Annotated in this window: 12 protein-coding genes; 6 read left to right on the forward strand and 6 right to left on the reverse strand. The window is 65.2% G+C overall.

Going from position 1 to position 12,707, the window contains the following annotated elements; all coding sequences use genetic code 11:
- Positions 1-135 precede the first annotated feature (135 nt).
- The 4 genes from K3A84_RS15590 to K3A84_RS15605 form a co-directional block, all read right to left on the reverse strand.
- A complete protein-coding gene (locus K3A84_RS15590; protein WP_225010277.1) occupies positions 136-1,764 on the reverse strand; it encodes a GH35 family beta-galactosidase in 1,629 nt (542 codons plus the stop codon).
- A gap of 365 nt (positions 1,765-2,129) precedes the next feature.
- On the reverse strand, positions 2,130-3,704 hold the full coding sequence (locus tag K3A84_RS15595) for a patatin-like phospholipase family protein (protein ID WP_225010278.1): 1,575 nt from the start codon (positions 3,702-3,704) through the stop codon (positions 2,130-2,132).
- Entirely contained in the window at positions 3,701-5,524 is a 1,824-nt protein-coding gene (locus K3A84_RS15600) for a hypothetical protein (protein WP_225010279.1), read from the reverse strand. The genes K3A84_RS15595 and K3A84_RS15600 overlap by 4 nt, the downstream gene beginning before the upstream one ends.
- Before the next feature lie 135 nt (positions 5,525-5,659).
- Positions 5,660-5,911 carry a YdcH family protein gene (locus K3A84_RS15605; protein ID WP_225010280.1) on the reverse strand — a complete coding sequence of 84 codons (252 nt, stop codon included), beginning with the start codon at positions 5,909-5,911 and terminating at the stop codon, positions 5,660-5,662.
- Positions 5,912-6,112: 201 nt separating this feature from the next.
- Between K3A84_RS15605 and K3A84_RS15610 the strand changes: the two genes are divergently transcribed.
- The 3 genes from K3A84_RS15610 (at position 6,113) to K3A84_RS15620 (ending at position 8,105) form a co-directional block, all read left to right on the forward strand.
- Positions 6,113-6,847, forward strand: a complete 735-nt coding sequence (locus K3A84_RS15610; RefSeq protein WP_225010281.1) for a lysophospholipid acyltransferase family protein — start codon at positions 6,113-6,115, stop codon at positions 6,845-6,847.
- A 277-nt stretch (positions 6,848-7,124) separates the two neighbouring features.
- Positions 7,125-7,562 carry a hypothetical protein gene (locus K3A84_RS15615; RefSeq protein ID WP_225010282.1) on the forward strand — a complete coding sequence of 146 codons (438 nt, stop codon included), beginning with the start codon at positions 7,125-7,127 and terminating at the stop codon, positions 7,560-7,562.
- 9 nt (positions 7,563-7,571) lie between these two features.
- Positions 7,572-8,105, forward strand: a complete 534-nt coding sequence (locus tag K3A84_RS15620) for a hypothetical protein (RefSeq protein ID WP_225010283.1) — start codon at positions 7,572-7,574, stop codon at positions 8,103-8,105.
- Between the two features lie 207 nt (positions 8,106-8,312).
- Here the strand turns inward: K3A84_RS15620 and K3A84_RS15625 are convergent, their stop codons facing one another.
- Positions 8,313-9,086: a GNAT family N-acetyltransferase gene (locus tag K3A84_RS15625; protein ID WP_225010284.1), complete on the reverse strand. Its 774-nt coding sequence runs from the start codon at positions 9,084-9,086 to the stop codon at positions 8,313-8,315.
- A 94-nt stretch (positions 9,087-9,180) separates the two neighbouring features.
- Positions 9,181-10,104, reverse strand: coding sequence for a LysR family transcriptional regulator (locus tag K3A84_RS15630; protein WP_225010285.1), 924 nt, complete (start codon positions 10,102-10,104; stop codon positions 9,181-9,183).
- Between the two features lie 108 nt (positions 10,105-10,212).
- Here K3A84_RS15630 and K3A84_RS15635 point away from each other — a divergent pair, with 108 nt between their 5' ends.
- Genes K3A84_RS15635 through K3A84_RS15645 form a run of 3 tightly spaced genes read left to right on the forward strand, consistent with a single transcriptional unit; the run spans position 10,213 to position 12,699 of the window.
- Positions 10,213-11,319, forward strand: a complete 1,107-nt coding sequence (locus tag K3A84_RS15635) for an FAD-dependent oxidoreductase (RefSeq protein ID WP_225010286.1) — start codon at positions 10,213-10,215, stop codon at positions 11,317-11,319.
- 22 nt (positions 11,320-11,341) lie between these two features.
- Positions 11,342-12,244, forward strand: coding sequence for a VOC family protein (locus K3A84_RS15640; protein ID WP_225010287.1), 903 nt, complete (start codon positions 11,342-11,344; stop codon positions 12,242-12,244).
- Positions 12,241-12,699, forward strand: coding sequence for a nuclear transport factor 2 family protein (locus tag K3A84_RS15645; RefSeq protein WP_225010288.1), 459 nt, complete (start codon positions 12,241-12,243; stop codon positions 12,697-12,699). The genes K3A84_RS15640 and K3A84_RS15645 overlap by 4 nt, the downstream gene beginning before the upstream one ends.
- The last annotated feature ends 8 nt before the right edge of the window (positions 12,700-12,707 follow it).

The following is a 12,707-nucleotide window of genomic DNA, read 5'->3' on the forward strand; positions in this document are numbered from 1 at the left end:
GGCAGTGGGGCGAACGACTGCTTACTCCAAGAACTACCGCTCGCCTGCCTTAACGCCCCATTTCGGTCATGGGACAACCAGACCGGCAATGATGGAAGCTGCCGGCCAATCTGGCGTTCCGATGCCAACGCGCCGTCACTTCAATCTTCGATGCATGAGTTTGATGCGGATCGTGCCTATCCGATCAGTCGGGATCACACTCAGGCGCTCATCGCCATTTAGGATGCGGCCGGACTTCCAACCTTGCGCTTCGAAATGGCCTTCTTCGACGCGGTCCACCTCCGCCAATCTTGAATCGATTGCAAAATCAGCGGTAAATCCCTTGCCGACGATGACAAAGGTATCGTTCCCCTCGTCGATGATCAGGCCGAACGCCCGGTCGTCGCCGGGAACCGGACGCACTGCGGGCCCCTCGGTTTCGCTTGGCAATGGCGCGGGCGGCGGAGGCGCCTGCAAACCCACATCGAGCAGCATCTGCTTGAGCAGCGCCATCGTGTCCTGAACCGTGATGGTATAGCCGCCAAGATTGATCACCGCAGGCTTGCCCTCATCCAGCAGAACGCCCGCGATACGTCCTTCTGCCTGCGCGTTGGCTATCACCTGATCCATGCCGGACAGTGCCAAGTAAGCCTGTGCCAACTGCCCATCAATCCGTCCATCCTCGATACCGAACACGGAATAACCCATCGCGTGATGCTGGCCGAGCGCCCAGAAGATGTCGCCAGTCCGGAACTGCGCTTCGGGGACGAACAACGGATTGCCCGCATGGTCGTAGTCCGCCAGTACTTCCTTTGTGTTGGGTGCGTAGATGTCGGGCGAGAGCATATCCAGCGATGGAGCAGCAGCGCGCCAGACATCAAGCACCCGCTTTGCCGGACCGCCACTGGGATACTGACCTGCCGTCGGCTGGCCGTCTTGCGGACCCAGCCAGCCGTTGACGTACATGGGCAACGCCAAATCGCGTTTGCCCGCCGCCGCGAGCGCTTCCATGTAGCTGGCGAAATGCCAGGCCATGAAAACCTCCTCGGCCTGCCAGTCGGTTCCGAACACCTCGGGCCAAGTGCCTGAGGAACGCCGACCCTGACGGCTCCAGACCGAGTCCAGTTCTGGCTTGAGGGTTCTGCGGTGTGATGCAAGGTATCTGAGAAGCTGCTGCGGCACCGGCCCCTTCCAGGCGCTCTCGGCCAAGGCCGATCGGTCGCGGCTGTCGCGCAGCATTCCTGTCTCGTTGTTGACCTGGACCATGATCACACGGTGATCCGTGTCGACTGCTGCAAGGTGTCGCATCAGGGCCACGAACGCAGTGCGATCGGCGTTCAGCAATTCGGGTGAGAACACGGACAGCACAGGCTTCGGCATCGCACCCTTATAGGTGAAGGCCTCCGACATCGTGCCTTGTGCGATCGCGCGGGGAAAGCGCCCGGTGTCGCCCCGCACCCAGCTTGGCGCATATGTCGAAGCTGCGTTCTTGAATGCTCCAAACCAGATGAGAACCAGGCGCATATCGCGCTTTCGAGCCTCTGCAATCTGTGCATCGACAGTCCGGAAATCGAACTGGCCTTCCCTCGGCTCGCAGTCCTCCCAACTAACCGTTCCTATCACGGTGCGAACATGCATGGCCTGGAGCTTATCCCAAATCGGTCGCATGTATTCAGGGCTGGACGCACTAGAATTGTGGAGCTCCCCGCCCAGCGCCAAGTAGGGCTTGCCGTTCACCAGGAGCTGCCGATCCCTGATCACCGGGACCTGCTCGGCATTTGCCATGGGGATCACTGCGGAAATGGTAGCCGCAGACAGGGCAAATCGGCACAGGATGTTTCTCACAGCATTCCCCCAAGATGTTTGGCATCGGGGATATTAGAATCATTATTCTGAAAATCCAAGGTGCCCCGTAAGCGTTGTCGCTGAGTTCTTAACTTCGGCGAATAACCGAAAAAAGGGGCGCCTTTCTTGATGGTGGTGCCCGAAAACAGCCTCTTCGCGGCTACGCTGGCTTGCTCCAGGACCACTATCACGGATCTCCTGACCGCCCGCTTCGACCAGAACCGGCCACCCCCAGCATGCTCCCGAATGGCCGCAATGTCCCAAATGTCGCCTGGACCGCCCACGCCCGGAGCCGTCCACGCCGTCTACCGCCGCCCCCCCACCTCCTTCGCCGTCTTCAACCGCCGCCACGCGTCGATCAGGTGTCCCCGCCCGCCCGGCACGGTGGCCGTGGCCATGCCGAACTTCTGCAGGCAGGCCATGAACGTGGGGTCGAACATCGCGTCCTTGTCCTGCTTGGTGCAGGTCTTGCCGGTGGCCGGATCGGTGAACTGGTGGAACTTGTCCGCCGTCACGAAATAGACCGGGCCTTCCGGGTTGGTCAGCCGCAGGTCGGCGATCGACTGCACTTCCACCTGGTTCACCACGATCTTTTCCGCCCGCAACGCGGCATTCAGCGCATCGGCCGTGCCGTTGGTCTTCGGGTCCGCGCCCGGCTGGTCCTGCTCGCCTTCGCGCGTCAGCAGCGCGGTCGGGCCGTTGCGCAGCACGAAGATCGGCTTGTTGACGTCGGCATTCGTCCTGTCCTGCGCCAGCTTGGCCTCGAACACCGATTGCCGCACACCGCCGTCGTAATAGGTGCGCGGGCCGACCCTGGCCGCGTCATCGCGGATCTGCACCTGCTGGTAGAACAGCGGCATCGCCGCGCTGGCAAGGCCGATGGCGGCAAGGCACTGCTGCGCGTTGCGCAGCCGCGCAGGGGTGGTCGGCCTGGCATAGGCATCCAGCGCGATCTGCGTGGCGTTCGCCGCGATGAACCTGCCATCGTCGGCGCGCACCATGCCGATGAAGACGAGCCGGTCGGGCTTGGGGCGTTGCGTGGTGACAAGGCCCGCCTCGGCCAGCCGCGCCACCATCGGGCAGATGCGCAGCACGTCCGCGCGTGACAGGGTACCCCCCGCCTTCATCGCCTGGGCCAGCGCGGCAGGCGCGCACAACTGGTCTTCCAGCGCCACGCGCAGCCGTCCGATCGCGGCCATTTCCCCCGTCACCACGGCCAGCGCGCTCGGCTTGTAGCGGCGGACCAGCAGGCTTTCCGCCTTTGGCTGATAGACCCGTTCCAGCGCGGCATAGTCCTCCGGCGCCCCCGCGCCGACGAACATCGCCTGGAACGCGCCGGTGCTCACCCCCGTGATGATCGAGAACTTGTACTGCTGGCCGAAGCCTGCTCGGTTCAGTTGCGACAGGAACCCTGCGCCGAACGCGCCCCACTGGCCCCCGCCCGACAGCAGCAGGTCCGCCGCCACGGGCCCGGGCGCCGCACCCCCCGGCAGGTCGAGCCAGTCGTCCTCGCCGCCCTTGTCCGGCTTGGCCGGTGGTGCTGGCTCACGCACTTGCGCCAGCGCCTCGTCCAGAGTCAGGATGCGTTCGGGCGAGGGCGGGGAAGGCGGCTGCAACGCCGCAGGCAGCGGGTTTTCGGCCTGCGCCTTCTCGATCGCAGCCTCCAGCCCGGCAGGCGCGGCGGCCTTCCACTGTCCAGCAGGTGCAGGCGCCGGGTCCGGCTCGCCCCGGATCTGCCGTACATAGGCGGACGGCACTTCAGCCTGCCCATACCCTTGCGGTCCTTCGAACCCGTCGCAATTGAACACGATCGGCCCCGTCGAGTGGCATCCCGCGAGCAACAGCCCCAGCAGCGCCGCCAGGCCCGCGCGCGCGATCATGGCACCACTCCATAGGTCTCGACCGCCGGGTTGCGGAACACCGCCTGGCCCCAGTCGTCGAGCAGCGTCTCGCGCGCCTTGCGCCAGCGCGCCAGCGGCGTGGCGGGGTCGGCGGGATCGCCGTAGTCGGCCCGGACCTTGGCCGCGTTCAGATCGCCCAGCTTGCCCCAGTGCATCGAATACGCCACGCCCGCCGTTTCCAGCGCCGCCCGCATGGCGTGCGCGCCGCGCGGCAGCACTTGCCCCAGCGCGCGCAATCCCTGCACCGCATCGGGGGGAGGGAGGCTGCCATCCTTGCCCGGATGCAGCGCCGCCTTGTTGCAGATGAACGGCGAAAGCCCGTCGATTTCGATCACCGCGCTTTCCGCAAACCGGGTGAAGGCGAGCGTTCCGCCTGCGTTGCTGACGAAGCGGACGGTGAAGATGAAGGCGCCGGGCAGGGCCCACCCCGCCTGCTCCACCGCCTTGCCGATTGCCGCGATCGCCACCGGCAACTGCGCGCGCGGCACCGCGAACGATGCGTTGTAGAGCGCGCCGGGCACGCCGCCGGTCAGGGCATCCTGCCCGTGCAGTTCCCCCCATGTCTGCGCAGGGCCCAGCGTGCCCGCCTCGCTGAAGCCGGGGCTGGCGCGATAGTAGTCGAAGGCGCTGGCATGATCGTCCATCAGGGCCTTCAGCAGTGGCGCGAACGGATCGCCCGTCTCGACCAGCGCAAGCTCTGGCAGCGGCCGGCCCAGATTGGCGAACATCTTCGTCGCCAGCTGCACCACCGCATCGCCCGCCACGGGCGCGGGATGATCTTCGCCGGGCGCGTCGGTTACATCTTCGACATAGAGCGTGTGCAGCGCCGCCGGGCCGAACGGCGCGTGCGGATCGATCGTCAGTTCATAGAACACCGGCCTTGCCGCGCCCAGCGCGCCCGCCAATGCGTCGAACCGACCTGCCGCCATGTCCGCCAGCATCGGCTCGGTCAGCGGTGCCACCTTGCGAAAGCGGCGGAAGCGTTCGAGCGGTACCGTGGCCACCGCCACGCCCGCGACGATACCCATCGCGCCCAGATGCACCAGCGCGGCGTCGAACAGTGCGGTATCGCGCCGCACTTGCGGAACGGTACCACCCGCCGCGAGCGCCTTCACGCCCTCGTCCGACAACACCGGCGCGCCGCTGCGCTCCAGCCACCAGTGCATGTCGGGCGCGGTGACGAGATGCAGCCCCACGATCATGTCCTGCGCCCCGCCGAAGCCCAGCCGCGATCCGTGGCTCGCCGTGCCCGCGCCGCCTGCCAGCGTCGGCCCGAGGAAACTGCCGCTGGTCGGGATCGAAAGCCCGCGCGGCTCTGCCCAGTTGACCAGTTCGCGCAGCCGCGTGCCGCCCCCTGCGATCACCAGCCGCTCGCCCGGCACCGGGCAATCGGGCGCGCGGTGCGCATCGGGCAGCAGGCCGACGTGCGAAAGGCCCGCGCACATCAGCTGCGCCATCGGCGTGCCGATCAGCGGCGCAAAGCTCCAGCCCGTGCCGACCATCCCAGCGGCAAAGCGCTGGCCCGGCGCATGGGGCACGCCGGGCACGAAGTCGGGCTTGTCGATCCGCTGGGCGATGTGCCTGAGGTGGCCCTGCAAGGCGCCGGCGATCAGCCCGAGCCGTTCGGCCGGCGTTCGCTCCATCACGTCGGCAAGGTGGACATGGCCCATTTCGACCACGCCGACGGGAAGATCCCCTGCCGCCACGTCGGCTTCGCGGATCGCGGCAGCGGGCGGCATGGTCACCGTCATGTGGTAGTTCGACCACCACCCGAAGGATTCGTAGGATATATTCGGCATCGTTCCCCCCGGCATCTTGGTGCGTGGGATGCAACTTGCCTTGCTTTCAGTACAATGAAAGTGAAAAACCGAACATGATCGGAATATTTCTGTCGCTTTTAAGAAAAGGCGGGGCCGCGAAGCCCCGCCATGGCCTCAGGCCGTTTCCTTCGCGCGCGCGATCAGCGTCGCCACGTCGTCGAGCAGCGCCAGCCGCTGCTTCTTGAGGTCTTCGAGCCGCGTGTCCGAAGCGGCGTCGATGCCCGCCTCGATGCGGTGGATCTCGTGGTTCACCGTGCTGTAGGCCTCGCTCACCTTCTGGAAGTGCGCGTCGTTCAGCTTCAGCCGGTGGAGGATCTCGCCATCTTCGGGAAACTCGGCGTGCAGGTCGTGGAGAACGTGGGTCATAAGGGATCCTTCCGGGCTAACTTTCTGGCCCGAGGCGGCACCGTGCGTCCCCGAGCCTGCCGACAGTGGACTGGCCCGATGCGAGCGACATTGTCCCCGATCAAACCGCGCTGGTCGTCGCACCGTCACGCCACCGCAACGCAAGCGCGGCAGGCGACGGGGCGAAAGGACGCCTGCGTGACCGTTGCCGCATCCCACTCCATGCCGCACCCTCTGCCGCGCCGTATCGCCAATGGCGGGCGGGCGGCGCTGTTCGTGGCGAGCGCGCTCGGCTGGCTGGTGCTGGCGGGCACGCGCTGGGCCGCGCCGCTGCGCCGCGCGGGGCTTGGCGCGCTGCTGCGGGCGACCGGGACCGAGGTGGTGGTCCACGGCTGCCCCGCCGCGCCGCCACGGGGCACGCTGCTCGTCGCCAACCATATCTCGTGGCTCGATATCGTGATCCTCGCACGCGTGACAGACGCCGCCTTCGTCGCCAAGCACGAGGTCGCCCGCTGGCCCCTGCTGGGCGCGCTGGCGCGGCGTGCGGGCTGCGTCTTCGTGGCCAGGGACCGCCGCGCTTACGCCCGCCAGCAGGCCCACGCGCTGCACGATGCGCTGGCCAGCGGGCGCAACGTGATCCTCTTTGCCGAAGGCACCACCGGCCCGGGTGACCGCCTCCTGCCATTCCGCTCCAGCCTGTTCCCGGACCAGCAGGCCTTCCCCGTCCAGCCCCTCGCGATTACCTACCAGCGCCGCGACGGCACCCCCCTCTCGCCCGAGCACCGCCGCCGCATCGCCTGGCTCGACGACGACGCCCTGCTGCCGCATCTCGCGCACTTGCTGCGCGCAGGCGCCTGCCGCGCAGAGGTGCGCTTCGGCGAGCCGTTCATGGCGCAGGACCGCAAGGAGGCGGCGGCGCGGTGTTGGGGTGAGGTGGCGGGGAGGTTGGTTCGCTAGGGTAAGGCGAAAAGGCCAGAATTTTGCATTTGAGGGTCTTAAAGGGAGTTGGCATAGATTCTTATTTTTAGATACTATCTTAAAGTGTAATCTAGTCATCTACTGAACGCGCTTCAAAGATTTTCGATTCTTAAAATTGAATGGAAGCTTCTCCGAGCACTGTTTGGACAATCAAACAGTGCGCGAAGCTGAGAGGTGCCGAGGTGTCGATCTCCTTCGAATGATTGACAAACGGCACGGCAGAAGGTCAATCCAGCCAGCATTAGAGGGGAGTACAATGAATCGCTTCGCAATCATGCTAGTTCCGATTCTGCTGGCATCAACATCGGCAACCGCTAAAAATCGCGACAGCGATGGGGATACAGCGAATACGCTTACACACGGAATGGCGCAGATGACGCTCCATGTGGGGGCCACGACGCAAGATGACGTCTTGCAGACCTTTGGCGCGCCGAACATCACCACTCTCGATGCGGCGGGGCAAGAAGTATGGGTGTATGATCGCCAAGCCACAGTGACCAGTTCGGGATCCAGCGGTTTTTCCATTGGTATGCTGCTGGGGGCGGCTGGCAGTGGGGTAGGCGGGGCAGGAGGATTGGGCTTCGGTTCGTCTAAGTCGCGCAGCAGTCAGACACAGCGAACCATGACGCTCATCATCAAGTTCAGCGCCGATAAAAAGGTCTCTGACTTCAAGAGCCGCAGCAGCTCGTTCTAAGGAGATAAAATGCTTAACCGAATTCTCGCATCGTCGGTTTTGGTTGTCGCAGCCCTAGCTGTTCCTGCGACGGCAAAGGAGGCCGTGATTACAGGGATGGCTCTTCAGCAAATCCAAGCCAAGGACTTCGAGGTGACGAGCGCGGTAGCTTTTCCTGCCGTGATGACCGTTCTTCAAGATTCAGGCTATCGCATTCTGACTGCTGATAAAGAAACTGGCTTGATCACTGGTATGGGATCAAACTCCAGTCACTTAATTTGGGCTCCATTCGTTGGATTTCGTCAGAAAAAGCAGACGCCTCAAGTATCCGTGTTCATTGAGCAGCGGGGGCCAAATTTTACTCGCATTCGTCTGAATTTCGTGATGAGCACGGGAAAGAGTGACAAGGCATTCTCCGACGAGAAACCCATCATCGACCCCGAACCGTATCGTGATGCGTTTGAGAAGATCGAAAAGGAGATATTTGTCAGAACGGCCATGAACGGTCAGTCACCGACCCAAGCTGCGGCCGCTGCAATAGATCCTAAATCTTCAGAGAAATAGAAGTGATCGATGATAAATAAGTGAAAATTGCAAACTTGGCGGTGATTGCGCCTGATAAATGCCGATACCGCTAAATTTTCCGATTCATAGATGTGATGCTGGAAGTTTTCGTACGGCTAAGGCGCTTTTGCCTTTTTAGTGCCCATGTTTCGGCCAACTGCAGGTCGAGAGAACGACGGTTGTGATCGCGCGATCATAAGGAATTCACTACCCCACCAAACTGAACCGCGCCGCGTACCTGTCCGCGATCGCTTCCACCGGCATCACCACGCACACGTCCACCGTGTTGAAGGCGTGGTCGATGTACGCGCCGTCGCCGAAGGTCGCGCCGGTGCGCAGGTAGCCCTTGATCAACGGGGGCAGGGCGAACATCGCGCGGCGCTCGTCGTAGGAGCCGCGTTCCAGCAGGTCCATGGCCACGCCCTTGCCCTCCAGCACGCGCGGGCGGCGCCAGGCGGGGGCGAGGTGGTGGTGGTGCAGCCACGACAGCGCCGGGGCGTGGGCCATCGGGTCGGTGCCGGGAAAGCTCGCGCAGCCGAACATCAACCCGATGCCGTGGCGCTGGATGTAGTCGGCAATGCCGCGCCACAGCAGCGCGATCGTCGCACTGGTGCGGTACGCGGGCAGCACGCACGACCGGCCCAGTTCCAGCAATTCGCCGTTTCCGCCCGAAAGCGCGGCAATGTCGAACTCGCCCGCCGAATAGAACCCGCCCGCACGCATCGCCACGCTTTCGCGCAGCAGGCGATAAGTGCCGACGACCTGCACATCGCCGTTGTCGTCGGTGTCCGTCACCAGCAGGTGGTCGCACAGCGGATCGTAAGGGTCGCTGTCGAGGAAGCTGGCGGCGGACGTGACCGCCTCGGCCCCCATCTCGGCGAAGAACACTTGCCAGCGAAGCGCCTGCACCGCCTCCAGATCGGCGTCGTCGCTGGCCAGGCGGATCGACAGGTTGCGGTTGGCCGTGGCGCGTGTCGTCACGAATGCTTCTCCCGATAAGCGTTCGCCTTTATCGGCCTTCGGTGACGCAGCCCTTGCAGTTCGATGATGGAGCCATGACGGTTCGGCGTCGAATTCAGGACAAGCGCGGGCCATCCCCCTGCATCACCGCTTCGTTCAGCCGGTCAAGCAGCCACAGCAGCGCCGGGTCGTTGGCGCGGGCGCGGTGGTACTGCACCGTCTCGCGCATCGGCGGCATGGCGAAGGGCAGGGGGGCGAACGCGATCGGGTAGTGCGCCGCCGCCGCACGCGCCAGCCGCTCGTGCATCACCGATAGCCGCTGCGTGCCCACCAGCAGCGGCGGCACTTGCGCGAAGCCTGGCACCACCACTTCCTCGCGCCGCGTGATCCCGCGCGCGCGCAACTGCGCTTCGGCGAACGACAGGCGCGCCAGCCGCCCGATGCGCACGGTGACGTGGCCTGCCTGCGTGAACGCCGCTTCGTCGATGCCGGCCTCGAACAGCGGGTTGCGGTCCCATCCGGCCACGACGTGGCGTTCTTCCAGCAAGGGCCGCGCCGGATGGTCGAGGCTCACCCATTCGGCGGGCACGATCAGCAGGTCGATTTCGCCCCGGTCGAGCAGGTCGGCGGCGTTGTCGTCAGGGGGCACCACTTCCAGCGCGATGCCGGGCGCGAGGTCCGCCAGCCGCAGCGAGAGCGGCGCGAGCACGACGCTGGTAATGTAGTCCGACGTACACACCCGCACGCGCCGTCGCTCCGTCTCGGGCGCGAAGTGGGTGGGCTGGCCGATCAGCACTTCCATTTCGGCCAGCACCGACTTCAGCATCGGCTTCAGCCGCAGCGCATAGGGCGTGGGCACCATGCGCTTGCCATGCGGGGACAGCAGCGGATCGCCGAACCACTCGCGCAGCCGGGCGAGCGCGGCGCTGGCGGCGGGCTGGCTCAGGTACAGCCGCTCCGCCGCGCGCGTGACGCTGCCTTCATCAAGCAGCGCGTCGAGCGCCACCAGCAGATTCAGATCGAGTCCCTTGAAACGCATGATCCATAAATATCATGGATGGTTTTGGATCAGAACAAATCGTTTTCCTGATTGAAGGGCGGGCCATACCTTGCGCGGCGACAAGTGAGAAAACTCCTGGGAGATTCCATGCGCACCCTCATCATCGGCGCCGGCATCGGCGGCCTTTCCGCCGCCATTGCGCTCGGCCGCAAGGGGCACGAAGTGACCGTGATCGAGCGCGACCCCACCTGGTCGGTCTATGGCGTGGGCATCATCCAGCAGGCCAATGTCGTGCGCGCGATGGACCAGCTGGGCGTGCTCGACCGCTTCCTCGATGCCGCCTGCGGCTTCGATGCGGTCGAGGTGTTCCTGCCCGATGGCAGCAAGGTCGCGCGCATTCCCGCGCCGCGCCTTGTCGAAGGCAAGCCCGCCAATGTCGGCATCGGCCGTCGCGCCTTGCAGAAGGTGCTGGGCGATGCGGCAAAGGAGCAGGGCGCCGATGTCCGCCTCGGCCTCACCGCGACCGCCTTCGACGATGATGGCAAGGCCGTCACCGTCGCGCTGTCGGACGGCGGCAGCGAGGCATTCGACCTCGTGATCGGCGCCGACGGAGTCTATTCGCAGACCCGCGAGGCGATCCTGCCCGAGGCTGAAACCCCGCAGTTCACCGGGCAGGCCGTGTGGCGCTACAACTTCCCGCGGCCCGCCGATCTCGACGCGCTGCAGATCTACAACGGCCCCACCGGCGTCGGCCTCGTGCCGATGAGCGCGGACACGATGTACATGTTCGTGACCACGCCCGAACCCGGTAACCCGCGCTATCCGCGTGAAGGGCTGGCCGATGCGATGCGCGCCAAGGTCGCGGGCTGCTCGCCCCAGATCCGCGCGCTGGGCGAGGGCATCACCGACGACGATGGCGTGGTCTATCGCCCGCTCGAAGGCGTGATGGTGCACGGGGACTGGCACAAGGGCCGCATCGGCCTGCTCGGCGATGCCGTCCACGCCACCACGCCGCATCTGGGGCAGGGCGCTGGCATGGCGATCGAGGACGCCATCGTGCTGGCCGAGGAGCTGGAGCGCCACGCCGACGTCGATGCCGCGCTCAAGGCCTATCGCGACCGCCGCTACGAACGCTGCCGCTACATCGTCGAGGCGAGCCTTGCGATCTGCAAGGGCCAGCTGGGCGAAGCACCGCCGGTCGACAATCACAAGGCGACGGGCGAGATGTTCGCTGTCGTCTCGCAACCCATCTGACTTTACCAAGGAGCGACACGCCATGAGCCGCGTCACCGAAATCCGCTACGTCGGCTACGGCGTCGAAAACTTCGACGCCGAGAAGGCCTATTACGCCGAAACCTGGGGCCTGGACCCCGTTGCCGAAGCCGAGGGCCTGGCCTGGTTCAAGGCGCCCGGCGCCGACGAACACCACGTCGTGCAACTGCGCAAGGCCGAGGCCAATCGTGTCGACGTGATCGCGCTGGCGGCCGACAGCCGCGCCGATGTCGATGCGCTGTTCGCCAAGGTGCAGGCGGCAGGCTGCCGTGTGGTCCACGAACCGCGCGACCTGACGACGCCGGGCGGTGGCTACGGCTTCCGCTTCTTCTCGCCCGATGGCCTTCAGTTCGAAGTGTCGAGCGACGTCGCCAAGGGGCCGAAGCGCGATCTGGCGCGCTGGGAAGGCGTGCCGGTCAAGATCAGCCACATCGTGCTGCACAGCCCCAAGCACAACGAACTGGTGGCCTTCTTCACCGAGGTGCTGGGTTTCAAGGTGTCGGATTGGCTGGGCGATTTCATGTGCTTCCTGCGCTGCAATTCGGCGCACCACCGCATCGCCATCCTGCCGGGGCCGCCGTGCCTGAACCATGTCGCCTACGACATGCTGTCGGTCGACGACATGATGCGCGGCGCGCATCGCCTGAAGCTGAAGGGTATCGACATCGGCTGGGGGCCGGGCCGCCACACCGCGGGCAACAACACATTCAGCTATTTCGTCACGCCCGGCGGCTTCGTCACTGAGTACACCTCGGAACTGGAAGAGGTCGATTTCGAGGGCCACCAGCACAAGGTCCACGTGCCCGCGCCGCTGGTGATGGACCAGTGGGGCATCGGCGTCGGCGGCCCGCAGACCCTGCCGCATCCCGCGCCCAACCCCGGCCTGTTCGAAGCGGTGGAAGCATGAGCGCGCGCCGCGCCGGCCTTGCGTTGGCGGCGCTGCTGGCGCTGGCCGCCGGGCCGGCGCTGGCGCGGCCCGCGCACGACGAAACCAAGCGTAATCGGGCGGTTGTCACCGCTTTTGCGCACCAGTTCTATGATCTGCGCGATGTGCGCGGCGCCTTCGAACGCTATGTTGCGCCCGACTATATCCAGCACAACGCCGGGATCGTCGATGGGCGCGACGCCGCCGTCGCCGCGCTCGATCCGATGTTCCACGCCGAAGGCTCGCACTTCGACATCAAGCGGATCGTGGTCGATCGCGACATGGCGGTGATCCATCTGCATGGCCGCACAGGCCCGCAGGGCAATGGCGGGACCGTCGCCGACATCTACCGCCTGAAGCACGGCAAGATCGTCGAGCATTGGGACGTCCTGCAGCCGATCGCCGACCACACCGTCAATCCACATCCTTATTTTTGAGTGAGTTG

The organism is Novosphingobium percolationis, assembly GCF_020179425.1.
GTDB lineage: Bacteria > Pseudomonadota > Alphaproteobacteria > Sphingomonadales > Sphingomonadaceae > Novosphingobium > Novosphingobium percolationis.